Genomic DNA, 24,967 nt, shown 5'->3' with positions numbered 1-24,967 from the left:
CGCTCAGCGCCGGTAGATCCAGTGTCGCGACAGCACGAACCCGACCAGGCCCAGCGCGACCTCCACCACCGGCTTGGCCAGCCAGGCCCACCTGAGCCCCAGTATGTCGTCGATCACGCCCACCGCGAAGGTGCTGACGGCGGTCGTGCACAGCCACATCAGGGCGAAGCGCTGGAACTGCACCCGCCCCATCGCCGAGTCCTCACCGGCGAAGGTGAACTTGCCGTTGAGCCAGTAACCGAGCATCGCGCCGCTGATGCGGCCGGTGACGTTGGCCGGCTCGATCAGCATGCCCAGGTGCGACAGCCATACCGTCACGCCCCAGTCGAGCAGCCACTGCAGGCCGCCGATCACGAGGTAGTGGCCGCCCTGGCGACGCAGGCTCACGGCGCGTGCTCCAGTCGAGGTGCGGGGGTCGGGCGGGCGGTCATGGCGGCCAAGGGTAGCGCTCCGCGGGTTAAGGCGACATCGGCTGGACGATGGACCGCGGGCCGGTCGACGACGCCGGTCCGGCCCGTGCGCGATTCTGCGTACATGCGGGGAGCGCCTTAGAATCCCCGGTCCGGACCCACTGGAAGCCCCATGAGCACTCCGCTGCACGTCGTGATCCTCGCCGCCGGCGAGGGCAAGCGCATGAAGTCGTCGCTGCCCAAGGTGCTGCAGAAGGTCGCGGGACGGCCGATGCTCGCCCACGTGATCGCCACTGCGCGCGCGCTCGCGCCCGCGGGCATCCACATCGTCCATGGGCATGGGGGCGAACAGGTGCAGGCCGCGTTCGCCGACCAGCCCGACCTGGCCTGGGCCGAGCAGGCACGTCAGCTGGGCACCGGCCATGCGGTGCAGCAGGCGATGCCCGACGTGCCCGACCAGGCGCGCGTGCTGGTGATGTACGGCGACGCGCCGCTGTTCACCGTCGAGACCCTGCGGCGCCTGCTGGCGGCAGGGGGCAGGCTGTCGCTGCTGGCGGCCGAACTGGACAACCCGACCGGCTATGGCCGCATCGTGCGCGACGCGCAGGGCCATGTCGCTGCCGTGGTCGAGGAGAAGGACGCGAGCGACGAGCAGCGCGCCATCCGCCTGGTCAACACGGGTGTGATCGCCGCCGATGCCACCGCGCTGAAGGGCTGGCTGTCGCGCCTGTCCAACGACAACGCCCAGGGCGAGTATTACCTCACCGACGTGGCCGGCATGGCCGCGGCCGACTTCACTGCGGCCGAGCTGGTGATCGTGGACGACGCGCGCGAGACCGAGGGCGCCAACGATCCCTGGCAGCTGGCGCAACTGGAGCGCGCGTTCCAGCTGCGCGCGGCCAAGGCGCTGTGCCTGCAGGGTGCGCGCGTGGCCGATCCCGCCCGTCTCGACATCCGCGGCGAAGTGATCGTGGGGCGCGACGTGGAGATCGACGCCGACGTGGTGTTCGAGGGCCGCGTGGAACTGGGCGATGGCGTGCGCATCGGTCCGTTCACGCGGCTCAAGGACGTGGTGCTGGGGCCTGGCACCGAAGTGCGCGCCCATTGCGACCTGGAAGGCGCGCGCGTCGAAGGCGCGGCGAGCATCGGCCCGTTCGCGCGCCTGCGCCCGGGCACCGTGCTGGCCGACGGCGTGCACGTGGGCAATTTCGTCGAGACCAAGAACGCGCGGCTGGGCGTGGGCAGCAAGGCCAACCATCTCGCCTACCTGGGCGATGCGGTGGTGGGCGCGAAGGTGAACATCGGCGCCGGCACGATCACCTGCAACTACGACGGCGCGAACAAGTCGACCACCACCATCGGCGATGGCGCCTTCATCGGCTCCAATTCGGCGCTGGTCGCACCGGTCACGATCGGCGAGGGCGCGACCATCGGCGCTGGATCGGTGATCGGAATGGATGCGGCGCCAGGCAAGCTGACCGTGGCGCGGGCGCGGCAGATGACCATCGAGGGATGGGAGCGGCCGCAGAAGAAGTCGTAGCGTGCGGGCGCCGGGGTCGGCGGGAGCGGCTGAGGCTGACTCTTGCAGCCGCATTGCTGTGCATGGGTTGCGATCGCGATTGAAGTCGCGCCTGGTGCGAGTGCATCCAGAGGCGCGCACCTCGGTGCAACACGCGTAGCGCCGAGTGCATCCGGTTGCGAATGGGGTGGCGGGTTGGTTGCGGCCTTGCGTGTGTTCCGTTCGGCAGGCGTGGGGACGCGTTGGTGCCGTTGCGGTCGAGGGGGGCTTGGGTGGGCTTCAACAGCGCGAGGCGTCGGGTTTCTCGCGCGTGGGGACGCGTTTTTCTTGCAAGCGGCTGATGGTTACGTTTAGCCCGGCAATACGATCGAGACGCACAGGCCGCCGCCGTCGCGGTTGAGCAGGGCGATGCGGCCGCCGTGGGCTTCGGCGATCTCGCGCGCCAGCGCCAGGCCCAGGCCGGTCCCGCTGCGCTTGGTCGAGTAGAACGGCAGCAGGGCATTGGCCAGCACCGCCTCGTTCATGCCGCTGCCGCGGTCGAGCACGTCGATGCGCCAGCCCTCGGCGATGCGACGCACCGCCAGCGAGACCGCCTCGTGCGGCGTGCCCGATTCGTGGGCGTTCTTGAGCAGGTTCAGCAGGGCCTGTTCGATCTGCGCGGGATCGAAGCGCACCACCTCGTCCGGGACCACCCCTTCGATCGCGAACGCCACCTGGCTGCGCAGTTTCTCCAGGAACGGCCCCAGCTGGATCGGCTCGGCGCGCGGCGCGGGCAGCTTGGCGAAGCGCGCGTAGTCGCGCAGGAATCCTTCCAGATGGCGCGCCCGTTCCTCGATGGTGGCCAGCGCCAGCGGCAGCTTCTCGTGCTGGCCGCGGCGCAGCAGTTCGGCGCCCGAGTGGGCGAGCGAGGCGATCGGCGCCAGCGAGTTGTTGAGCTCGTGGCTGATCACCCGGATCACCTTCTTCCAGGTCTGCACTTCCTGGCGGCGCAGTTCGGCCGTCATCTGGCGCAGCAGGATCAGCTCGTGGCGGCGCCCGTTGAGGCGGAACATGCGCCGCGCGAGGTGGTAGATGTCCTCGTGGTCTTCGTCGCCGACGGTGAACATGCCGTCGCCGCCGCGAGCGAAGGCTTCGCCCACCGCGGGCGGCGCGTCGCGTAGCAGGTCCTCCAGCGCGCGTCCCTCCAGCCGGCGCCCGTCGCCGAGCATCCGTCGTGCCGCGAGGTTGCCGAGCACCACGCGCAGCGCCGGGTCGAGCAGCAGCATGGCCACCGGCGTGTTCTGCACCATGGTGTCGAGCAGCAGTTCGCGCTGCACCAGCGACAGCCGCTGCTCGCGCAGGGCCTGACCGAGCGCGTTGTGCGCGTCGACCAGTTCGATCAGGTCGCCGTATCGGTCCCAGGTGATGCCGAAACTGAAGTCGCCGTCGCGGTAGCCGGCCACGGTGCCGGTCAGGGCGCGGATCAGCGCACGCAGCGGCACGAAGGTGCGCCACACCACCAGGCCCATCAGCGTGCCGCTGGTCAGCGTGCCCAGCAGCGCCGCCAGCCAGGCCGACATCCAGGTTGCGAACATCGCGGTAAGCGCGGAGGCGGCCGCCACGGCGACGACCACCAGCGCGATCATGCGAATCGCCAGCGGCAGGACGCGGAGGATGCGCATGCGTCGCGGTCAGCCGCGTGGGATGCCGTAGCGGTCCAGGCGCCGGTACAACGCCTGCCGCGACATGCCCAGCTCGGTCGCGGCCTGCGCCAGCACGCCGCCCGCGCGCGCGAGCGCCGCTTCGATCGCGGCGCGGTCGGGTTCGTCGCCGTGGCCGTGCGCGCCCGCGTCCGCCGACAGCGGCGCCAGGCCCAGGGCGGCGGCTTCGATCACGTCGCCCGACAGCAGCGCGGCGCGCTGCACCGCGTTGCGCAGTTCGCGCACGTTGCCGGGCCAGGGATGGTGCAGCAGCGCGCGCTCGGCGGCGGGGCTCAACTGCCGGCCGGGGGGAAGGAAATGCCTCGCCAGCGGTAGGATGTCGCGCGGCCTGCGCGCCAGCGCAGGCAGGCGCAGTTCGATGCCGTTGAGCCGGTAGTACAGGTCTTCGCGGAAACGCCCCTCGGCGATCATTGCCGCCAGGTCGGCGTTGGTGGCGCTGACCACGCGCACCTTCACGCTGCGCTCCTGGTTGCCGCCCAGGCGCTGGAACCGCCCGGTCTCCAGCACGCGCAGCAGCTTCACCTGGCCGGCCGGCGGCAAGGTGCCGATCTCGTCGAGGAACAGGGTGCCGCCGTCGGCAGCTTCGAACTTGCCGGTGCGCGCCTTGTTGCCCGCGCCGGTGTAAGCGCCCGGTTCGGCGCCGAATAGTTCGGCCTCGATCAGTTCGCTGGGCAGCGCGCCGCAGTTCACCGCCACGAACGGTCCCGATCGCACCGCCGAGTTGAAGTGGATGATCTCCGCGTATTTTTCCTTGCCGGCGCCGTTGGGCCCGGTGACCAGCACCGGCAGGTCAGAGCGCGACACCTGCAGCGCCAGCGACAGCACCGTCTCGCTGGCGACGTCGTCGTAGACCAGGCCGCGCAGGTCGTGCTGCCGCGCCATCGCCTCGCGCCGGCCGCGTTCGCCCGCGCTGCGCGCGGCCAGCTCGCGCCGCGTTTCCGCCAGCTCGAGCAGGTTGTTCACCGACGCCAGCAGCTTGTGGTCGTCCCAGGGCTTGCCGATGTAGTCGGCGGCACCGGCCTTGACCAGGTCGACCGCGGACTCCAGCCGCGTCCACGCAGTGAGCAGGATCACCGGCATATCGGGGTGCTGCGCGCGGATCTGCCGGAACAGGGCCACACCCTCGTCGCCGGACGTGGTGTCGGCGTGGAAGTTCATGTCCTGGATCACCAGGTCGATGCCGCCGCGCTGCAGCAGCGCCAGGCCTTCGTCCGGGGTTTCGGCGCGGCGCACGTCGATCTCGTGCAGGGAGAACAGCAGTTCCAGCGCGGTGCCGACGGACGGATTGTCGTCGATGACGAGGAGGGTGGGCATGTGCGGACGCGTGCGGGCCTGCCGCTATCGTAGCGACTGCGGGTCCGCAGCGGCGCGGTGGCCGTAACTCAGCACGCGGGTGACGCTCCAGCGCCCGTCGCGCCATTGCCAGACCATCGTGAAGTCGGCCAGGCCTTCGCAGCCGTCGCTACCTGACGCGCAGAAGCGGTGGCTGCCCTGCGAGATCGCGCCGAAGCCGGGGACCGGGTGGACGCGCAGGCTGCCTTCGACCAGTTGCCGGGTGTAGCGGCCGCAGGCATGGCGGCGGGTGTTGTCGAGCATCGCCTCGCGCGTCCAGGTCACCCCGCCGGTGTCGTGGTAGAACTCCACGGCCTCGTCGAAGTAAGCGGCGTGGCGGGCCAGCTGCGCCGGATCGGCGCAGTGGTTGAAGGCATCGAACAGGGCGGCATCCAGCCCGGCGATGGCCTCGGCCAGGGCCGGGCCGGCGGGCGGCTCGCCGGCGGGCGCGATGCCGCAGGCCAGGGCGAGGCCGGCGGCGAACAGCGCCGCCCCGCGCGCGCGGCGCGGGGCGGAGTTCGGGCTGGCGATCGCGGCGCGCATCAGACGCTGCGCGTGGCGATGGCAGGCGGGACCGAGGCCGCGCGACGGGCCGGCCCCAACACCGAGATCTGCCCCAGCAGCCAGAGCGCCAGCGCACCCAGCGGCAGGTAGTACAGCGGCAGGCGCGCCAGCTCGTACTGGTTCATCAGCACCTGGTTGATGCCGTAGGCGGCGAGCATGCCGAGCACGATGCCGATGCTGGCGAGCAGGAAGTTCTCGGTCTGGAAGTAGCGCAGGATCTGGCCCTTGGTCGCGCCCAGCGCGCGCCGCACGCCGATCTGCTTGGTGCGCTGCTGCACCCAGAAGCTGGCCAGGCCGACGATGCCCAGCGAGGTGATGAACAGCAGGCCCAGGCAGACGATGCCGAGCAGCCAGGCCATCGCCCTGGGCGCCTGGTAGAACTCCTCGCGCAGGGCCTGCATGGTCTTGGTGTTCTCTTCCAGCACGATGCGCCGGGGGCCGCTGTCGCGCAGGGTCTTGGTGGCGGCGGCCAGGATCTCGTCGCGACGTTCCGGGGCGGTGCGGATCACGTAGTTGCCGCCGGTCGCGTAGGTCGGACGGATCGGGAATACCATGCTGTGCTCGCGGCCTTCCGGGCCGCCCTGCAGGCTCGGCCGCACCAGGTGCTCGATCACCCCGACGATGCGGATCGGCTCGTCGCCCCAGCTGTAGAAGTTCTTGCCTACCGCCTCCTCGCCGGGGAACAGGCGCTCGGCCATCTTGCGGGTGATGATCGCCACGGGGATGCGCACCGGCCCTTCGGCACGGTCGACGGCATCGAACTCCAGGAACTCGTCGGGCTGGAACCAGCGTCCGGACACCAGGCGCAGGCCCAGCGTGTCCATGAACTGGTCCTCGGCCATGTAGACCGTGGCCACCATGTTCGGCTGGGTCTGCTCGGTGCTCAGACGCACGCCGCTGTTCCAGGACGAGTTGGTGAACGGGACCTGGTTGATCACCGTGGCGCCGGTCACCCCGGGCAGGCCGCGCAGCGCGGCGAGGTCGGTGCGGGTCTGCGCGGCGGCGTTGTCGTCGTTGCCGATGCCGGTGATCTGCACGCGTACCAGCTCGTTCTCGGCCAGGCCGCTGGCCTCGTTCACGAAGGTAATGCGCTCGCCGATCATGAACAGGGCGTTGCAGATGATCGCGCAGGTCAGCGCGATCTCCAGCACGATCAGGGTCGCGGCCGTCTTGTGCCGCATCAGGGTGGAGAGGATCGGACGGATTTCCATGGCTGTCTCCGGGAATGCGGCGGCGTTACTGCGACTTGAGCTGCAGCGCGGGGGTGACCTGCATCGCGCGCCAGGCCGGCAGCACGCCGGCGAACAGGCTGGCGACGATGGCGAGCACGAAGGTGGTCAGCAGCATGGCCGGATCCAGGTGCGCGAGTTCGGCGTAGCTGGCCGGCTGCTGGCGCACCGCCCACAGCCCGAGCAGGGCCAGGCCCAGGCCGATGACGCCGCCGGCCAGGCCGATGGTGCCGGCTTCGACCAGGCACTGCTTGAAGATCTCGGCGCGCGAAGCGCCCAGCGCGCGGCGCACGCCGATCTCGCTGCTGCGACGCAGGAACTTGGCCAGCAGCAGGCCGACGGTGTTGAGCAGGCACACCAGCAGGAAGCCGAAGCCCAGCCACAGCTGCATCACCACGTCGTTGGGCACCACGCGGTTGTAGTCCAGCCACTCCATCACGCTGCGCAGGCGCACGTTGGTGGGGCGTTCGAAGCGGCCGGCGGCGCGCTGCTGCTCGGAGTAGCTGGTGAGATAGTCGAAATACGCCTTGCGCTTGTCTTCCGAGCCGAGCTCAACCCAGTACTGGATCCAGGCGCAGGGCACGTTGAGCGCGGTGTTGTCGCCGCGCGAGTCGCCCCAGCAGTTCATGTTGCCGCTGCGGCCCATCTGCAGGTCGCGCGAGGTCGAGAACGGCAGGAACACGTCCTCCAGTTCGCCGTAGCGGTCGCTGTTCATGTCGTAGAAGCGTGGGGTGGGGCGCCACTCGTCGATCACGCCGATCACGGTGAAATCGGTCTGGTCCAGGCGCAGGCGCTGGCCGACGCTGTTGGTGCCGCCGAACACGCGCTCGTTGAGGTCGCGCGAGATCACCACCACCCGCGCACGCGCCTCGTCGTCCGCCTGCGACCAGCCGTTGCCGTGCAGGAAGGGCACCTGGAACATCGGGAAGAAGTCGGTGCTGGCGTAGCGCGCGTCGGAAACGAACGGCGTCAGGTCGGCGCGGTCGGGGGTCACCGACACGCCGCCGCCGGTCATCATCGCCTGGCGGTCGCCACGCTTCTCGCGCAGCAGCGTCTCGGCGTCGGTGCGGGTGACCTGGTCATTGGGTTCGCCGCCGGGGGTGTAACCCTGCATGCCTTCGGGGTCGAGCTGCACGTAGTACAGCTGTCCGCTCTTGCCGGGAATCGGGTCGCCGGACAGCACCCGGAACACGGTCAAGGTGGTCATGCAAGCGCCGATGCCCAGCGCGATCGCCAGCACCATCAGCGCGGTGAGCACCCGGTTGCGGCGGAAGCTGCGCAGGGCGAGGTTGAAGTAGTAGCCGAACATGTGGCGCTCCGGAGACGGGTCTGGCCCGCGGCTGGTGGAATCGAGGCTGCGTGGTTCAGGCGGGCTCGGCTTCGGCCGAGGCGGCCTGCGTCGCGCGACCCAGGCCGGGCTCGATCGACAGGTCGGTGGCCATGCCATCGACGATGTGCACGTTGCGCTGCGCACGCGCGGCCAGTTCCGGATCGTGGGTCACCATCACGATGGTGGTGCCGCGCGAGTTGATGTCCTCCAGCAGCTCCATCACGCTGCGCGCCATCTGCGAGTCGAGGTTGCCGGTGGGTTCGTCGGCCAGCAGCAGCCGCGGTGAACCGGCCAGCGCGCGCGCGATCGCGGCACGCTGCTGCTGCCCGCCCGACAGTTCGGCCGGGTAGTGCTTCATGCGCGACCCCAGGCCCACCTGCGACAGCGCCTCCTCGATGCGCAGCTTGCGCTCATTACCGGGCATGCCGCGGTAGCGCAGCGGTACCTCGCAGTTGTCGAACAGGTTGAGGTCCGGGATCAGGTTGAAGCTCTGGAAGATGAAGCCGATCTTCTCGTTGCGCAGGCGCGAGCGCTGGTTGTCGTTGAGCCCCTTCACGTTCACGCCATCGAGGTGGTACTCGCCGCCGGTGAAGGTCTCCAGCAGGCCGGCGATGTTGAGGAAGGTGGTCTTGCCCGAGCCGGACGGGCCGGTGACGGCGACGAACTCGCCGTCGCGCACCTGCAGGTCGAGCGAGCGCAGCGCGTGGGTTTCGACGAGTTCGGTGCGGTAGACCTTGGTGACCTGGCGCATGTCGAGCATGGTGGGTTCCTTCGGAGCAGGGAGAGAAAGGCCACCCCGCCGCCGCATCGTGGCCGGAGAGAGAGACGGCACGGCGGGCGGGCGGGATGAAGCGGGGGCTCAGCCGATGCCGAACCGGGCCGGCAGCGGCGAGCGCACCGCGTAGGCGTTCGCGGCCGGCCGCGTCCGGCGTTCGCCGTTCGCGGCGCCGGGGCAGGCCGCGCCACGCGCGGCGTCGAACGCATACAGCTCGTGCAGGCGCAGCGGAACGGCGTCGGTCAACTGCTGCGCGGTCCAGTGCAGGCGGGTGGGGAAGTGGGCGAAGGTGTCCATGTCATTGTCCCGAGATGCGGACGCGGTCCGCGTTGGCGAACTGGTCGGTGCCCGAGACGACGATGCGCTCGCCCTCCTGCAGGCCCGACACGATTTCCACGGCGTTGAGACTGAAGGCGCCGGCCTGGATCGGGCGGCGCACGGCGCTGCTGCCCTCGACCACCCAGGCCACGCGGCCGCCGTCCTGCTCCAGGAACGGCCCGCGCTCGACCATCAGCACGTCCTCGCGCGTGTCCAGCACGATGCGTGCGGACAGGCGCTGGTTCTGGCGCAGGTTGGGCGGCTGCTGGCCCTCGTCGAAGCGCAGGCGGGCGGTGACCTCGCCGTTGACGACCTCCGGCGAGACCGCCGAAACCTGCGCGGCATAGCGGTTGCCGGAACTCGTGACCTGCGCCGGCACGCCGATCGCCAGGTCGCGGGCGAAGCTTTCGGGCACGCGGATCTCGACCTCGAACACGCTCAGGTCGATCACGCCCAGCACCGGCGCATTGATCGCGACGTTGGTGCCCTGCGCGACCTGCACTTGGCCCACTTGGCCGTCGAAGGGCGCGCGCAGGGTGAGCGCGTCGACCTGGCGCCGCAGCTCGGCGACCACCGCCTGCTGGCGGTCGGCCAGCAGGCGCTTGTTGCGCGCGTCGATGCCCGCGCCCTGGCCCTGCAGCGAGAAATCCTTGCGTGCGGCCGCCAGGCCCAGGTCGGCCTTCTTGAGTCCGTCGAGCGCGCGGTCGTACTCGTTCTTCGACACCGCGCCACCCTCGAACGCGCGCTCGTAGCGCTCCACGTCGCGCTGCGCGGCGGTATGGTCGATCTGCGCCTGGTCGAGCAGCTTCTGCGCCTCGGAGCGGGTGAGCTGCGCATCGAGCACGGCGCGGTTCGCCTCGCCCTCCAGGTTGGCCAGGGTCGATTCCTCCTGCACCAGCCGGCTGCGCAGCTCCGGGCTGTCGATGACCGCGAGTTCCTGCCCGGCCTTGACCACGTCGCCGGCCACGACCTTGAGCGACACGGTGCCGCCGGCGATCGCGTACAGGGTGGGGCTGTTGGCCGTGATCACGCGCCCGTCCGCGGACAGGTCGCGCACCAGGTCGCCGCGCGTCACCTCGGCGATGCGCACGCGCGAGGCATCGTAGGACGAGGCGCCCGACGCCCAGCCGCTGGCGACCCAGGCCACCAGCGCCGCCACGCCGAGCGTGCCGCCGCCGGCGAACAGCCAGGCCTTGCGCACGCGTCGCAGGCCGGTGGGACGGGCCAGGGTCTGGTCCTGTCCGGAGGTGTCGCGGATACGGGCTTGGGTGTCCATGTGTGGATGTGGATGCAGGAAGGCCTGCCGAGGTTGCACGCAATCAACGTGCCAACATCCAACTCATTGATTGCATGAAGGAATCACCCTGCTCGAAGTGTCCGTCCGGACGCCGGACGTGTCCGGACGGACAGTCCTTTCCCGTACACTCGGCAGACACTCGAGGAGTAGCGGAACCATGTGCGGCATCGTTGGCGCGATCGCGGATCGCGATGTTGTCCCCGTCCTGATCGAAGGCCTTAAGCGGCTCGAATACCGCGGCTACGACTCGGCCGGCATCGCCCTGGTCGATGCCGGCGACGTCCGGCGCGTGCGCCGCACCGGCCGCGTGTCGGAGATGGAGGCCGCCGCGGGCGCGGAGGGCGTTTCCGCCATGCTCGGCATCGGTCATACGCGCTGGGCCACCCACGGCGGCGTCACCGAGGCCAATGCGCATCCGCACATCAGCCAGGGCGTGGCCCTGGTGCACAACGGCATCATCGAAAACCATGAGGAGCAGCGCGCGCGCCTGCACCAGCTCGGCTATGCGTTCGAGTCGCAGACCGACACCGAGGTGATCGCGCACCTGATCCACCATTACCTCAAGTCCGGCGACGACCTGCTGGGCGCGTTGCAGCGCGCGGTCAAGGAACTGCACGGCGCCTACGCGCTGGCCGTGGTCAGCCGCAAGGAGCCCCACCGCATGGTGGTGGCGCGCATGGGCTGCCCGCTGCTGGTGGGCCTGGGCGAGGGCGAGAACTTCGTCGCCTCCGACGTGTCGGCGATCCTGCAGGCCACTCGCCGGGTGATCTTCCTCGAGGAGGGCGATACCGCCGAAGTCACCCGCGACGCGGTTCGCGTGTTCGATGCGCAGGACGCGCAGGTCGAGCGCGAGGTGCACCTGTCGGACGTGTCGCTGGCCTCGCTGGAACTCGGCCCATACCGGCATTTCATGCAGAAGGAGATCCACGAGCAGCCGCGCGCGATCGGCGACACGCTCGAGGCGATCATCGATGCGAACGGTTTCCCGGCCACGCTGTTCGGCAGGGAGGCCGAGCAGGTGCTGCGCGAAGTCGAGGGCGTGCAGATCCTCGCCTGCGGCACCAGCTTCTACGCCGGCTCGGTGGCGCGATACTGGATCGAGGCGATCAGCGGCCTGCCCTGCAGCGTCGAGATCGCGAGCGAGTACCGCTACCGCCAGGCGGTCGCCAATCCGAAGCAGCTGATCGTCACCATCTCGCAGTCGGGCGAAACGCTGGACACGATGGAGGCGCTGAAGTACGCCAAGTCGCTGGGCCATGCGCATACGCTCTCGATCTGCAACGTGCCCGAAAGCGCGATCCCGCGCGCCAGCCGCCTGGTGTTCTATACCCGCGCCGGTGCCGAGATCGGCGTGGCCTCCACCAAGGCCTTCACCACGCAGCTGGTCGGCCTGTTCGCGCTGGCCGCGACCCTGGCCAAGCTCAATGGCCGGCTGGATGCGGACAAGGAGGCCGAGTACATCGAAGCGCTGCGCCACCTGCCCGGCAGCGTGCAGCATGCGCTCAACCTCGAGCCGCAGATCGCGTCCTGGGCCGAACGCTTCGCGCCCAAGGAACACGCGCTGTTCCTCGGTCGCGGCGTGCACTATCCGATCGCGCTGGAAGGCGCGCTCAAGCTCAAGGAAATCTCATACATCCACGCCGAGGCCTACCCGGCGGGCGAGCTCAAGCACGGGCCGCTGGCGCTGGTGGATGCGGCGATGCCGGTGGTGGTGATCGCGCCCAACGACGGCCTGCTGGAGAAGGTGAAGTCGAACATGCAGGAAGTGCGCGCACGCGGCGGCGAACTGTTCGTGTTCACCGACGCCGACAGCAACTTCAGCGAGTCCGAGGGCGTGCACGTGATCCGCACACCGCGCCATGTCGGCGTGCTCAGCCCCATCGTGCACACCATCCCGGTGCAGATGCTGGCCTACCACGCCGCGCTGGCGCGCGGCACCGACGTCGACAAGCCCCGCAACCTGGCCAAGGCGGTCACCGTCGAGTAGCGCCGGCCGCCCGTCGTCGAAGCGCCGTCGGGAAGCGGGCGCGCATGGCGCCATGCAGGCACCAGCGAGCGCTGGCATAGCGCGTGAGTGTTAACTGGCGATAGGGCAGGCGACTCGCCGCCCCTCGCTTCGCGGGCGGTCATCGCCCGCCAGGGCTCCGCGCAGTGCGCGGAGCCCGGTCGAACCGCTTACTCGACGTCCGCTTTCCGGATCACGGCGCGGCCCACGCGACGACGCTCGAGGGATGCGACCTCGAGCCGCCAGGCATCCACGGTGATCGCGTCGCCCTCGACCGGGAGCCTGCCCAGGTGGTGCAGGAACAGTCCCGACAGGGTGACGTAGGTGGAATCCCGCGGCAGCGAAATACCCGTGGCGCGCTGCAGGTCCTCCATCGACATCGACGCATCCACCAGCCAGCCGCCATCGGCCTGGCGTTCGGCGCCATAGTCCGCGTCGCGCGTATCGGCCAGGTCGCCGGCGATCGCGGCCAGCAGGTCGTTGGCGGTGACCAGGCCGTTGACGCTGCCGTATTCGTCGACCACCACCGCCAACGGCACCGGGTGCTCGCGGATGCGCTCCAGCGCCTGCAGGGCGGTGGTGCCTTCGGGCAGGATCAGCGGTTCGCGCAGATAGTCCGCCAGCGCCAGCGGCTTGCCGGACAGCACGCCGGCCAGCACGTCGCGGCTCTGCACCACGCCCTGCAGGTTGTCCAGATCGCCGTCAGCGACCAGCAGCCTGGTGTGCGGCGCCTGCATGAGGCGACCGGTCGCGTGCTCGATGCCGCGCCCGGCGTCGACCCATTCGATGTCCGTGCGCACCGTCATCACGCTGGCGACCGAACGCTCGGCCAGGGTCAGCACGCTCCGGATCATGTCGTGCTCGGCAGCCTCCAGCCGTTCGGTCGTAGGCGCGGCGGGCCGCGACCCGTCGGCCTGTCCGTCCTCCGCCTGCGCGGTCCCGTCCCGGGCGCCCAGCAGCCGCGTCACCGCTTCGGCCGTGCGCTGGCGGAACGGGACCGACGCGGCCCGCTGCTCGCGCCGGAACCGCGACCACTGGTTGAAGCCCTCGATCAGGATCGAGAACACGATCGCCGCGTACAGATAGCCCTTCGGGATCTTGAAGCCCAGGCCTTCGGCGACCAGGCTGAAGCCGATCATCAGCAGGAAGCCCAGGCACAGCACCACCACCGTGGGATGCCTGTTGACGAAGTTGGTCAGCGGCTTGCTGGCCAGCAGCATCACCGCCATGGCGATGGTCACCGCCGCGTACATCACGCCCAGCTCGTCCACCATGCCGACGGCGGTGATCACCGAGTCCAGCGAGAACACGGCGTCGAGGATCACGATCTGGGTCACCACCACGCCGAAGCTCGCGAACACCTGCTTGCCGGTGCTGGCGTGGCTGCCGCCCTCGAGCCGTTCGTGCAGTTCCATGGTGGCCTTGAACAGCAGGAACAGGCCGCCGCCGAGCAGGATCAGGTCGCGCCCCGAGAAGGCATGGTCGAAGACCGTGAACAGCGGCGTGGTCAGCCGCATGATCCACGACAGCGCCGCGAGCAGGACCAGACGCATCAGCAGGGCCAGCGACAGGCCGATGATGCGCGCCTTGTCGCGCTGGTGCGGCGGCAGCTTGTCCGCCAGGATCGCGATGAACACCAGGTTGTCGATGCCCAGGATGATCTCGAGGATCACCAGGGTCGCCAGGCCCATCCAGATGGTCGGGTCGGAAAGCCATTCCATATCGGTGCGCTGCGGTCGTGGGAAGTGCGCGAGCGTATCTCAGCGCCCCCTCATGGGGCGATGAAACGCGGCGGGATGCAGACACGGGCCGGGCGCCTGGACGAGACCTTGGCGCGTTCGGGTCCGATGCGTGCTTGGGACGACGGGCGCCCGGCCACGCAGTGCATGGGACTTGTCAGTCGACGTAGCCGCAACGCGGCGCGATCCGAGGCGACGCGAGCCCACGCACACGGGGTCGGCGCCGCTCGCTGCATCCGCCGACGGCCTGGCGCGCGACGATCGCCGGCCCGCACGGCGGGGCTAAGGCGTCCCCTCGTCGCGCGCAGGACCGTCGAGGCGCTTGTCCCAGGCTTCCACGCTGCTGGTGCGCAAGCGGTTGTGGATCACGCGCATCCACGAGTCGGGCAGCGGCAGTGTGGCGGCGCGTTCCAGCAGATCGCGATCGAGCGTGCGGTGATAGAGCATGTCGAGCAGCCGGGCCAGCGGCCAGTCGGCGAAGGGACGCGCCACGATGTGCAACCCGTCGCCGCTGCGGACTTCGCCGGGCTCCAGCACGCGGTAGTACCAGCCCGTGCGTGCGCTGGCCTGCAGCCTGCGCGCCATGTCGGCCTGGCCAAAGCGGTCGTTGAGCTTCCAGCAGGGTTGCCGCCCTTGCGAGACTTCGAGGGTCGCGCTGCCGGCCTGGACGATGTCGCCGATGCAGATGTTCTGCTCGGTCCACCCCAGGGTGGAGAAGTTCTCGCCGAAGGCGCCGGCCGCATCGAGGACGGTGCGCCCGGGCAGCTCGAGGCGCCACGCCGCGTAGTGGTCCCAGGGATAGTGGTGGATCGCCTTGTCGGGGCCGCCATGCACGCGCATGTCGCCCTGCTCGTCGCCATGCAGGCCCGTCGGGCCGATGGCCAGCGCACCCTCCAGGGGACGCTTGTCGATCGCACTGCGACTGCCCGGACGCGTATAGGGCACCGCACGACCGACGAGCAGCGCCAGCAGCCGTGTCGGCGCGGGCAAGCTCATCCGCCCGGGGCTGCGCGGCCCGTCGATGCGCGCCACCCTGTCCGCTGCGCCGCCCTGCGCCGCAGGCTGGCCAGCGTGCGCATGCCGACGCCAAACCTGCCTGAGTCGCGCTTGCATTTATTGGGCGTCGGCTGCCGGCCATGGTCCATGCGATCGGTGTGCAGGTGATCGTTCGTGCTCATCGGCCCTCCGCGCACGCCTATGGAATTCGGCGTCTCGCGGGCGGTGCCACGTAAGAACCATCGCTGGTGGCGGCCGGCTCGCGCCGGCGAACAGCCCGCCAGGCGACTCGAACGGCGAGACCGCACGATGATCGTCTGCTTCGTGCGCCTGTCAAGCTGTCGCTTCCGCGGCGCAGTCGATCTCCAGCTGACCACGCAGCTCAGCCGCCGCAGCCGCCGCAGCAGGTGGAGGCCTGGCGCTCGATCGCATGCATCGGCACGGTGATGCCGACCTGCGACAGCCCGGTGGCGATCTCGCCCTCGCCCAGGCTCGTCGAGATGCGCAGGATGCGGCCGAGCGTGTCGAAGTCGGCCATTGCCGCCGGATCCTGCGCCTGCAGTTGCTGCACAAGCGCGGGCAGATCGATGCGGCCGGTGTCGAGCTGTACGTTGAATTGCATCGGGTTTCCTCAGGGCTGACGGCAATCGCCGACGGCTGGCCAGCATGTGCGTGCGCACCCCGGAACGCCTTGATCTGCGTCAGCCCACAGGCGCGCTTCGCGTTGCGGGTGATCCAGGTCAAGCGCGCATGGAATGTGGACATTTTGTCCGTTCCCGCGCGTACGGATTGGCGCTGCAATGGCGCCATGAACGGAGGATCGGGAATGAGAAGCAAGCTGTTGTACCTGGGTGTGGCCGCCGTGCTTGCGCAGCTCGCCGCAGGCAGCGCCTGGGCGGCGGACGAGGCGCTGGCGCCTCTCGATGAGCGCGTGGTCAACCTCGGCACGCTGGTGGTGGTGGGCGTGGCGCCGGTCGCCTCGCTGACCTGGGTGACCGATCCACGCCTGCCGCGCCAGCCGGTGCCGGCCAGCGATGGCGCCGACTATCTCAAGACCGTGCCTGGCTTCGCCACGCTGCGCAGCGGCGGTACCAATGGCGACCCGGTGCTGCGCGGACAGTTCGGCTCGCGCCTCAACCTGCTCGCCGGCGATGGCGCGCTGATGGGTGCGTGTCCCTCGCGCATGGACAACGCGATGTCCTACGTCTCGCCGGAAACCTACGACCGGCTCACCATCGTCAAGGGGCCGCAGACCGTGCTCTGGGGCGGCGGTGCCTCCGCGGGCACGGTGCGCTTCGAACGTGAGATCCCGTACTTCGACCAGGCCGGCCTGCGCATGGACGGCAGCGCGATGTTCGCCAGCCATGGCCGCAACGACCAGGTGGTCAACGCGCTGGCCGGCAACCCGCAGGTGTACGGAAGGCTGACTGCCAACCGCTCCGAGTCGGGCGACTACGAGGACGGCGCCGGCCGGCGCGTGCCATCGGCCTGGGACAAGTGGAATGCCGACGCGGCCATCGGCTGGACGCCGGATCCGGATACGGTGCTGGAGGCCAGCGTCGGCAGCGGCGACGGCCAGGCCCGCTACGCGGGGCGCGGCATGGACGGCTCGCGCTTCGACCGCACCACCTACGGCCTGCGCTTCGAGAAGAAGGGCATGGAAGGCAGGCTGCGCGAGATCGCCGCCAACGTCTACTACAACGACGTCGATCATGTGATGGACAACTACACGCTGCGCGATCCCGACCCGGATGGCGCGATGCCGATGCCGATGGCGAGCAACGTCGCGCACCGCACCAGCGGTGGCCGTGCGGCGCTCGGCTTCGGCGGCGACCATTGGGAGTTGACTGCCGGCGTCGACGCGCGCAGCAGCCGCCACGCGCGCCGCAGCGCACCGGGCCGCGGCCAGTATCTCGCGCAGCCGTGGATGGTGGACGCGCGTTTCCGCCAGGCCGGCGCCTTCGCCGAGCTGCACTGGCACCTGGATGCGCGCAACCACCTGATCGCGGGCGCGCGCGTGGACCGCGCCGAGGCCGAGGATCGCCGCGCCAGCACCGGCGGCATGATGCCGATGCCCAACCCGACCCTGGGCCGGACGCGCTCGGAAACCCTGCCCTCGGCCTTCGTGCGCTTCGAGCAGGACCTCGAGGGCAGGCCGCTGCGCTGGTACGCCGGCGTCGGCCACACCCAGCGCATGCCCGACTACTGGGAGCTGTTCTCGCCCAATCGCGGCCCGGACGGCGCGGCCAATGCGTTTGCGGGCGTGCAACCGGAACGAACCACTCAGCTCGACGTCGGCATGCGCTATGCCGGCAAGCGCGTCGATGCCTGGGTGTCGGCCTACGCCGGCCGCATGACCGACTACATCGCCTTCGACTACATGAGCGGCGCGATGGGCACCAGCACGCGCGCGCGCAATGCCGATGCCGACATCCGCGGCGGCGAGGCGGGCGTGGAGTGGCGCGCGGCCGAGCACTGGAAGCTCGGCGGCACGCTGGCCTACTCCTGGGGCGAGCTGGCCGCCACCGGCCAGGCGCTGCCGCAGATGCCGCCGCTGGAAGCACGGCTCAACGCCGCCTGGGACAACGGCACCTGGTCGGCCGGTGCACTGCTGCGACTGGTGGCGACGCAGGACCGGGTGAGTCCGTCGCTGGGCAACGTGGTGGGCCGCGACCTCGGCCCGAGCGACGGCTTCGCGGTGTTCTCGCTCAACGGCACCTGGCGCATCAACGATCAACTGCGCCTGGCCGCCGGCATCGACAACCTGTTCGACCGCGACTACGCCGAGCACCTCAACCTGGCCGGCAACAGTGCCTTCGGCTATCCGGCCGATCCCACGCGCATCCACGAGCCGGGCCGCACCGCCTGGGTGAAGCTCAGCGCCAGCTTCTAGGGCGCCTGCGCGTGAAGGGGTGCCACTCAGCCGGGCGGCGCAGTCGGTAGCCCGATGTCGGCGCGGGCCGGATCCAGCGCTTCCTGTTCGAGCCGGATCGGGTGCTGCTGCAGCGCGTCCGCGACCTCGGTCCAGCCGGCGCGGATCGCCCAGCGTTGCATCGCGCCCAGGACGGCGCGATCGGGCACGGCGGCCATGGCGACGATGTCTTCAGGCAGGGTGGCGGCCGACATGTGCCAGGGGCGCAGCCCGCGCCCTGTCCCCGATGCCGCCTCCGTCAGCACGGCGGCGATCCGGAACCCGCCTTCGTCGATATCGCCCCAGTGGTACAGGGTGGCTTCGCCAGGCAACCCGGCGAGAAGGCGGACATAGGCGCGTCGCCACGCGGGCGACGGCATGCCGCCGGTGTAGATCAGCAGGAGGTCGGCCGCACTCGTCGTGCGGGCAGCCTCGTGGAAGCTCGCCAGGTTCTCGATACTCAGCACCCGGCGCGCAGGGGTGGCGAGCGCCTCGACGCATTCTGGCGGCACGCCGAGCCAGGGGCGCACCAGCGGCAGTCGAGCGCCGTCGAGCCGCAGTTGCCCGCTGCCCGACAGCAGCAGCGGCTGCGGTTCGCGGCGCAGGCCCAGCGCGGCCCAGGTATGCGCCCTGTCGCAGTCGCGCGTCGCGATCTCGCCAGTGACCAGCAGGTCCAGCCAGGGCGTCAGCGCTTCGAGCCGTTTGCTGTCGCCGAACAGGCGGACGCTTTCCCGGCGCAGCAGCCGCTCGCGGGAGCTGTCGTGGGCGCAATGCGCGACCGCGCGCGCCGCGTCCGCGAGATCGCCCGCCGCCTCGGGGCCGCAAGCCCTGACCTTGCGGCCGCCCCGCCATGCCTCGAGGACCGCCTCGACGACCGGGAATGTGGCCGTCCAGCCGGCGAGCGCGCACGTTGCCGCCTCGATGCGGCTGGCATGCAGGGCAACGCCCAGGAAGGCGGCCAGCGCCCCGGCATCGGCCAGGGTGAGCCGCAGCAGCTGCTCGCCATCGCCACGGTGCCGGTCGCGCAGCACCGTGATCGCGCCGGCGCGTTCGGCCAGCGCGATCTGGCCGTGGAAACGCTCGCGCTCGGCCAGCGTCGCCAGGGCAAGATACTCGCGCGCGCTGGAGGCCGCGGTCATCGGCAGCGACACGGGCTTCGGGTCGCCGCGCAGACTGGCGGCCTCGCCCCTGCGCAACAGTCGCTGCAGCAGGAGCGTGGCGTCGCTCACGGTGCCGGGGTCTGCCGCTGGATGCTGGCGATCTCCGCTTCCAGCAGTTCCGGATGCAGGTCGAACTGGTCGGACAGCAGCAGCTCGCGCGCGGCGGCCTGCACCTCGATGCGTTCGGCCTGCAACAGCTCGCCGTCGCGGAACAGCTCGATGTAGCTCTCCAGTACGCCGCTGAGCGTGCCCTGCGCGGTATCGGGCGCGGCCAGCACCAGCTGCAGGCCGAGCGAGCGCAGGTAGTTGGTGGTGGCGCGCGCGTTCTGCGCGTCGATCTTGTCGCCGAACTCGTCGAGCAGGATCAGGCCCATGCCGCCGGGCTGGGCCTCGGTCTTGCCGTAGGCGGCGGCCAGCGCGGCGCCGGCGATCACGTACAGCGGCGCGCGGTGCTCGCCGCCGGAGCCCGAGCGCATGCGTTCGCTGAGCGTGCCGATCACCCGGTCGTCCTGGCGGATCTGGACCTCGAAGCGGAAGAAGCGGCGGTAGTCGTCGAGCGGGGAGGTGGCGGTGCGCGCCGCGGCATCGTCCTCGATCAGCTCGCGGAACGCCGCCGGCACCTCGCCGGCGCTGCCGAACAGCCCGTCCTCGCCGCCCACGTCGGTGGCGCGCTTGATGAAGCGTTCCAGGTCGCGGAACTCCGGCACCACCTCGTAGTGGAACTGGTAGCGCTCGTTGTTGGAGAACGGCGGGCTGCTGCGCAGGGTGCGGTTGAGCGTGGCGATCTGCTGGCGCAGGCGCACGAAGTTGTCGTTGAGCGCGGCGGCGACGCTGGAGCGGAAGGTTTCGACCGCGGTGTCGTAGGCCTGGCGCGCCTCGCCCTCGTAGCGGACCAGGTCGGTCTCGCGCAGCTGGGTGAGCTCGCGGCGCAGCAGCGCCAGCGCCTGGCGCCAGGCGTTGGCGTCGAACTCCAGGGTGAGGCCATGGTCGCGCGCGTACTGCGCCAGCGCGCTCCAGGCCTCGGGCAGCAGCCGGGCCAGCTGGCGGTCGCTCTCGTCGGCCCGGCGCTCGCAGGTGCGGGCGCGCTCTTCCAGCGACTCGACCTTGTCGTCGAGCTCGTCGCGATGGCGTTCGACCAGGTTGGGGTCGACATCCGGATCCTTGAACGCGTCCACCGCGCGCCGGGCGACGATCGCCTCCTGCTCGCGCAGGCCGGCCAGCAGGCGGCGGCGTTCCTCGCCCTGCCGCTTCGCCACGGCCTCCTCGCCGATCAGCTCCTCGACCCGGCGTTCGCTGGCCTCGAGCGCGCCCTTGAGCGCACGCACCTGCTCGGACAGGCGCAGCAGGTCGGGATCGTGCTGGACCTCGCGGCTGTCGAGCGCGCTGCGGTAGCGCTGCCGCGTCTGCTGGTATTCGAGCCCGCGCGCATGCAGGGCCTGGGCCAGGGCATCGGCGTCGGCCAGGCGCGCGAGCTGGCGGCGGTGGCCGTCGAGTTCGCGCAGCACCGGTTCCAGCGCCTGCACCTCGCGCTCGGCCGCCTCCACGTCCTCGCGCAGCACGCGCAGGCGTGCGCGGTTGTCGGAGGCGCCGATCTTCAGCTCGCTGCCCGCCGGCAGCCGCAGCCGTTCGATGCTGCCGCCGCGGGCGAGCAGGCCGTCGCGGGTCAGGCCCTGGCGGCTGCGCACCAGCTCGGCCTCGCTGTCGACGCACTGCAGCTCGCCGAGCTGGCGGCGCAGGAACGCCAGGGCTTCGGCGTTGACGCCGTCGAGCAGGGCGGCGACGGCGCCCGCCGCCGGTGCCTGCGCGCGACCACGCCGCGCCTGGCTCGACAGCGCCAGCTTGACGCCATACACCGCGCGTCCGCCGCCGAGGCCGCGATAGAGCCTGGTCGCGCGCTCCTCGTCGGCCTCGGGGATCAGCAACGCTTCGACATTGCTGCGCAGGTAGCCCTCGATCGCCGCCTGCCAGGACTTGTCGACCACCTGGACCAGGTCGCAGACCGGGCGCGCATCGATGCCGGCCTCGCGCAGGTAGCTCATCAGGCGCACGGTGTCCGGATGCAGTTCGGCCTGGCCGGCCGCGATGCGCTTCTGGTTCTGGCGTGCGGCGTCCAGCCGGTCGCGCGCCTGGTCGAGCGCTTCGCGCTGCGCGTGGGCCAGCCGCTCGACCGCATCGATCAGGGGCGCGGCCGACTGCAGCGCAGCCCGCGCGTCTTCGTAGAGGCGCTCGGGCGTCCACGGCAGCGGCGCCGCATCCTCCAGCGCGGCCAGCGCGTCGTGCCAACGCGACCAGTGCGCGGCGGCGTCGCCGGCCCCGGCGGCGATGTCCGGCGCCAGCGACAGGCCGGCGGTCGCGCGCAGCTGGTCGCGCACCTGCGCGGTCTCGCGCAGCAGTTCGCCGCGCAGCTGGCGCAGGCGATCGAGATCGCGACCGCTCACCTCGTCGAAGCGCGACTGTTCGCCGTAGCCCGCGCTGCCCTGCAGCAGGACGCTGGCGCGCTGCAGTTCGTCGCGGCCCAGGTCGCGCTCGCCGCGCGCCTCGTCCAGCGCGCGGCGCAGCCCGGCCAGCAGGGCGTCGCCCGCCTGCACGTCGTCCTCGGCCTGTTCCACCTGTTCGGCGTAGAGATCGCGCGCGTACTCGGCGGCCAGCGCTCGGTACGAGGCGCCTCGCACCGACTGCGCGGCGATCCGGTCGTACTGGTGCTCCACGCCTTCGGCCGCCTCGATGCGCAGGCGCACCTGCTCGATGCGGTCGCGGATCTGGCGGAAGCTCTCGAGCAGGGCGCGGAAGCGCGCGACATCGGTCGGCCGGTCCTCGGCCACCAGGGTGCGCACGAACAGGTCCACGTCCTCCACCCGCTGCAGGTTGAGCGCGTTGAGGAAGGCCTTGCGGTAGGCGGTGACGTCGGGATTGGCGCCGGGCGAGGCGCGCAGGCGGTAGAGCAGGTCCTTGACGAAACGCTCGGCGGCCGTGTGCAGCTCGGGTCGGGTGCCGGCGTCCCGGCAGCGCCGTGCGGCCTGTTCGCGGAACGTGTTCCAGGCCAGCGGCAGCTCCTTGCCCTTGACGCGCTCCAGGTGGTCGTCCAGCTCCAGCGCGACGCCCGGCAGCAGGTACATGCCGTGCAGCCGGTGGTCCGGTTCATCGACCGTGGCGCCCAGCGCCACGCCCGCGGTCAGCGTCTCGCCGCTGTCGGTGTCGCGGAACACCAGCGAGATGTAGGTGGTGGCGGTGCGCCGCTTGCGCCCTTCGTCGCCGCTGCGGTACACGCCCAGGCAGTAGTCGCGGATGCTGCGCGCGCGGTGGCTGCCGCCGGCCTGCGCGTTGAAGCGGATGCGCGACCGGTCCACGCCCAGCAGCACGATCTGCAGCGCATCGAGCAGGGCGCTCTTGCCGGCGCCGTTGGGGGCGATGATGGCGCTGGTGGCGTCGAGCTCGAGGGTCTGCGCCTCGAACAGGAAGAACTGCACCAGGTGCACGCGCTCAAGCAGCTGCATCGTCGTCCTCCGAGGCGGCGTCGGCATCGCTGCCGGCATCGGCCGGATCGTCGTCGCGGTTGTGCTGGTCCAGCCGCTGCAGCCAGTGTTCGCCGACGATGTCGACGATGGCCGGACGCACCTGCAGGTGGAAGGGCTGCGGATCGTCGCCCTCCGAATCGACCAGGCGCGCCACGCCCCAGCGCCTGAGCGTGCGGCCGAGCTCGCGCAGGTTGCCGATGTCGGGCATCGGGCGGCCGGCCAGCGCCTGGTAGGCCTCCTGCAGCTCCGGCAGTTCCACCGTCACCACGCCCTCGTCCTCGACCAGCCCCTGGCGCATGGCCTCGTCGTAGCGCTGGCGCAGCACGAGCAGCAGCAGGGTCTCGGCCAGCGAGACCGGCACGCCTTCGCCGTGCACGGGCAGGGCGACGATGTAGCGATGGTGCGCATTGCGCTCCAGGCGGATGCCCAGCGGCGCCAGCGCGGCCACGAAGTCGTCGTAATGGTCCTCGACCAGGTGGTAAGCCAGGCGCGTATTGCGATCGGCCGCGTACAGCACCTGCTCGACCACCAGGCGATAGGCGGCGCGCTCGAAATCCTGCACGGCGTAGACGCCGTTGGACTGTTGGCTCAGCGTGTTCCAGCTGCGTTTCATGCGGTGTTCCGTGTGGTCTGGCCGACGCGTCGCACCACGAATCGCGGTGCGCGCAGATAGCCGTTGTCGTCGCGCTCGCCGGCGTCGAGCAGTTCGACCCGGTAGCCGCGCAGCAGGCGGCCGAGCGGATCCTCGCGGCGCAGGCCGCCGATGCGGTGGCTGCGCAGGGCGAGGGTGAGCAGCGTCTGGTAGGCGCGCAGGTCTTCGATCGAAGCGATCGCGAGCGCGCCCGAGCCGATCTGCGTCGCGCGGTCGAGGTGGCGGCCGAGGTAGCGCGCCATGTCCTCGGCGGTGACCAGTCGCGCGCGCTTCATGCGCCGCAGCAGCGACAGCCGTGCCAGCTGCTCGGGCGAGGGCGGCTGGCCGGCGTTGGCGGTGCGCGGAATCGGCGCGGGCTTCTGCCGCGGCGGACGCAGGCGCGCCGCGTCCATCAGCGCGCCGGGGGCCACCGGCAGGCGCAGCGCTTCGGCCGGGGCCGACAGCACACCGCGACAGGCGCGGCGCAGCAGGATGTCGAGCCTGTCCGGCGCGCGCAGGCGATAGTCGAGGAAGGCGAGCGCGCGGCGGTTGGCCTGGCGGATGTCGTCGTCCAGGCGCGCCAGGTATTCGTCGATACGCTCGAGTTCATGCAGGCGGCGCAGGCTGCGGCCGAAGCGCTGCTCGGCGCGAGTGGCATCCCCGCCGGTGGCGTGCTCGGCATACCAGTCCAGCAGCGCCGTGCGCCGGTCGCCGGTCTCGAACTGCTGCGCCATCGCCAGGATCGCGCTGCGCCGCGCCAGCGGATGGTCGGCCTTGTGCAGTTCGGCGTAGTCGCCGATGAAGAAGTCGCTGACGTAGCGCTCGAACCACTGGCGCGCGAACTGCGCGGTGGTCTCGGCCTTGCTCAGCTCCGGCATCAGGTCGCGCACCTGCAGGCTCATCGACGAGAGCGACACGAGCAGGCGTCGCGACTGGTCCGCCGCCTCGTCCAGCGCATCGCCCGCGGCCTTGCCCTCGGCCACCTGCTGCAGCTGCAGCTCGATCGAGCGCATGCGCGCGGACACGAAGGTCGGCCCGTGCTCGGCGAATTCGACCAGGGCCGACAGTAGCTGCGACACCGCCGGCGGCATGGTCACCATCTCGCGCGCGCCGATGCGCTCCTGGCGCAGCCAGCCGGCATTGCGGAAACGCTCGTAGATGTGCGTGGCGCGCACCGGACGCGGCGTGTCCGGCGTGTCGCCGTCCTCGTCTTCCCAGGGATCGTCGCTGAGCAGGGTGCGCTCGATCGCGGCGGTGATCTCGCGGCGCGGCAGGCCGATGCTGGGCGGCAGCGGCGCGTCGGGGCCGAAGAACTCGTCGAACAGGCGGCACAGCAGCAGCCAGTAGTGGGCCCGGTTGGCCGAGGCCAGCGGCCCGAACAGGCCCGGCGGCACGACGGAGAACAGGGGCGGCGTGGTCGTCAAGCAGGGTTCCGGGCCGGGGGTGGGTCCGGCGATGCGCAGCGGCAAGGATAGTGCGCGGCGGTCGCCGGGGGCGAGACCGCGTCGGAGAATCGGCGTCGCTGAGTGCGGTCTG

At 70.8% G+C, this 24,967-nt stretch carries 19 protein-coding genes; 3 read left to right on the top strand and 16 right to left on the bottom strand.

Annotated elements, in window-relative coordinates:
• Nucleotides 1–3 precede the first annotated feature (3 nt).
• Nucleotides 4–387: a GtrA family protein gene (locus tag ACQYVW_RS06350; RefSeq protein ID WP_434935047.1), complete on the bottom strand. Its 384-nt coding sequence runs from the start codon at nt 385–387 to the stop codon at nt 4–6.
• Nucleotides 388–582: 195 nt separating this feature from the next.
• Between ACQYVW_RS06350 and glmU the strand changes: the two genes are divergently transcribed.
• Entirely contained in the window at nt 583–1,950 is a 1,368-nt protein-coding gene (gene glmU, locus ACQYVW_RS06345) for a bifunctional UDP-N-acetylglucosamine diphosphorylase/glucosamine-1-phosphate N-acetyltransferase GlmU (RefSeq protein ID WP_434935048.1), read from the top strand.
• 329 nt (nt 1,951–2,279) lie between these two features.
• On the opposite strand, the gene ACQYVW_RS06340 is transcribed toward glmU, so the two are convergent.
• From ACQYVW_RS06340 to ACQYVW_RS06305, 8 genes are all read right to left on the bottom strand, one after another.
• A complete protein-coding gene (locus ACQYVW_RS06340) occupies nt 2,280–3,590 on the bottom strand; it encodes a sensor histidine kinase (RefSeq protein ID WP_434946391.1) in 1,311 nt (436 codons plus the stop codon).
• 9 nt (nt 3,591–3,599) lie between these two features.
• Complete coding sequence (locus ACQYVW_RS06335; RefSeq protein WP_434946390.1) at nt 3,600–4,943, bottom strand: sigma-54-dependent transcriptional regulator; 1,344 nt, start codon at nt 4,941–4,943, stop codon at nt 3,600–3,602.
• A 24-nt stretch (nt 4,944–4,967) separates the two neighbouring features.
• Nucleotides 4,968–5,504, bottom strand: coding sequence for a nuclear transport factor 2 family protein (locus tag ACQYVW_RS06330; RefSeq protein ID WP_434946389.1), 537 nt, complete (start codon nt 5,502–5,504; stop codon nt 4,968–4,970).
• Nucleotides 5,504–6,736 carry an ABC transporter permease gene (locus tag ACQYVW_RS06325; protein ID WP_434934719.1) on the bottom strand — a complete coding sequence of 411 codons (1,233 nt, stop codon included), beginning with the start codon at nt 6,734–6,736 and terminating at the stop codon, nt 5,504–5,506. Before ACQYVW_RS06325 ends, ACQYVW_RS06330 begins: the two co-directional genes overlap by 1 nt.
• Before the next feature lie 25 nt (nt 6,737–6,761).
• A complete protein-coding gene (locus ACQYVW_RS06320; protein WP_434934717.1) occupies nt 6,762–8,063 on the bottom strand; it encodes an ABC transporter permease in 1,302 nt (433 codons plus the stop codon).
• 55 nt (nt 8,064–8,118) lie between these two features.
• Complete coding sequence (locus ACQYVW_RS06315; protein ID WP_434934715.1) at nt 8,119–8,844, bottom strand: ABC transporter ATP-binding protein; 726 nt, start codon at nt 8,842–8,844, stop codon at nt 8,119–8,121.
• A 99-nt stretch (nt 8,845–8,943) separates the two neighbouring features.
• On the bottom strand, nt 8,944–9,156 hold the full coding sequence (locus ACQYVW_RS06310; protein WP_434934713.1) for a hypothetical protein: 213 nt from the start codon (nt 9,154–9,156) through the stop codon (nt 8,944–8,946).
• 1 nt (nt 9,157) lies between these two features.
• Nucleotides 9,158–10,453 (bottom strand): efflux RND transporter periplasmic adaptor subunit, encoded by a 1,296-nt coding sequence (locus tag ACQYVW_RS06305; RefSeq protein WP_434934711.1) that lies wholly within the window; start codon nt 10,451–10,453, stop codon nt 9,158–9,160.
• 178 nt (nt 10,454–10,631) lie between these two features.
• On the opposite strand from ACQYVW_RS06305, the gene glmS reads away from it, so the two are divergent.
• Nucleotides 10,632–12,461: a glutamine--fructose-6-phosphate transaminase (isomerizing) gene (glmS, locus tag ACQYVW_RS06300; protein WP_434934709.1), complete on the top strand. Its 1,830-nt coding sequence runs from the start codon at nt 10,632–10,634 to the stop codon at nt 12,459–12,461.
• A 188-nt stretch (nt 12,462–12,649) separates the two neighbouring features.
• On the opposite strand, the gene ACQYVW_RS06295 is transcribed toward glmS, so the two are convergent.
• The 3 genes from ACQYVW_RS06295 to ACQYVW_RS06285 form a co-directional block, all read right to left on the bottom strand.
• Nucleotides 12,650–14,200: a TerC family protein gene (locus ACQYVW_RS06295; protein WP_434934706.1), complete on the bottom strand. Its 1,551-nt coding sequence runs from the start codon at nt 14,198–14,200 to the stop codon at nt 12,650–12,652.
• Nucleotides 14,201–14,500: 300 nt separating this feature from the next.
• A complete protein-coding gene (locus ACQYVW_RS06290) occupies nt 14,501–15,214 on the bottom strand; it encodes an MOSC domain-containing protein (RefSeq protein WP_434934705.1) in 714 nt (237 codons plus the stop codon).
• A 382-nt stretch (nt 15,215–15,596) separates the two neighbouring features.
• Complete coding sequence (locus ACQYVW_RS06285; RefSeq protein WP_434934704.1) at nt 15,597–15,836, bottom strand: hypothetical protein; 240 nt, start codon at nt 15,834–15,836, stop codon at nt 15,597–15,599.
• Nucleotides 15,837–16,040: 204 nt separating this feature from the next.
• Between ACQYVW_RS06285 and ACQYVW_RS06280 the strand changes: the two genes are divergently transcribed.
• Nucleotides 16,041–18,107 carry a TonB-dependent copper receptor gene (locus ACQYVW_RS06280; RefSeq protein ID WP_434946388.1) on the top strand — a complete coding sequence of 689 codons (2,067 nt, stop codon included), beginning with the start codon at nt 16,041–16,043 and terminating at the stop codon, nt 18,105–18,107.
• 26 nt (nt 18,108–18,133) lie between these two features.
• Here the strand turns inward: ACQYVW_RS06280 and ACQYVW_RS06275 are convergent, their stop codons facing one another.
• The 4 genes from ACQYVW_RS06275 to ACQYVW_RS06260 are packed head-to-tail and all read right to left on the bottom strand — an operon-like array spanning nt 18,134 to nt 24,855.
• Nucleotides 18,134–19,354, bottom strand: coding sequence for a Wadjet anti-phage system protein JetD domain-containing protein (locus tag ACQYVW_RS06275; protein WP_434946387.1), 1,221 nt, complete (start codon nt 19,352–19,354; stop codon nt 18,134–18,136).
• Nucleotides 19,351–22,779 (bottom strand): SbcC/MukB-like Walker B domain-containing protein, encoded by a 3,429-nt coding sequence (locus tag ACQYVW_RS06270; RefSeq protein WP_434946386.1) that lies wholly within the window; start codon nt 22,777–22,779, stop codon nt 19,351–19,353. Before ACQYVW_RS06270 ends, ACQYVW_RS06275 begins: the two co-directional genes overlap by 4 nt.
• Nucleotides 22,766–23,413 carry a DUF4194 domain-containing protein gene (locus ACQYVW_RS06265; RefSeq protein ID WP_434946385.1) on the bottom strand — a complete coding sequence of 216 codons (648 nt, stop codon included), beginning with the start codon at nt 23,411–23,413 and terminating at the stop codon, nt 22,766–22,768. Before ACQYVW_RS06265 ends, ACQYVW_RS06270 begins: the two co-directional genes overlap by 14 nt.
• On the bottom strand, nt 23,410–24,855 hold the full coding sequence (locus ACQYVW_RS06260; protein ID WP_434946384.1) for a Wadjet anti-phage system protein JetA family protein: 1,446 nt from the start codon (nt 24,853–24,855) through the stop codon (nt 23,410–23,412). The genes ACQYVW_RS06265 and ACQYVW_RS06260 overlap by 4 nt, the downstream gene beginning before the upstream one ends.
• Nucleotides 24,856–24,967 lie beyond the last annotated feature (112 nt).

Source organism: Luteimonas campi (assembly GCF_051162505.1).
GTDB lineage: Bacteria > Pseudomonadota > Gammaproteobacteria > Xanthomonadales > Xanthomonadaceae > Luteimonas.
The sequence above is the reverse complement of the archived record's forward strand: the minus strand, read 5'-3'. Positions and strand labels throughout refer to the sequence as shown.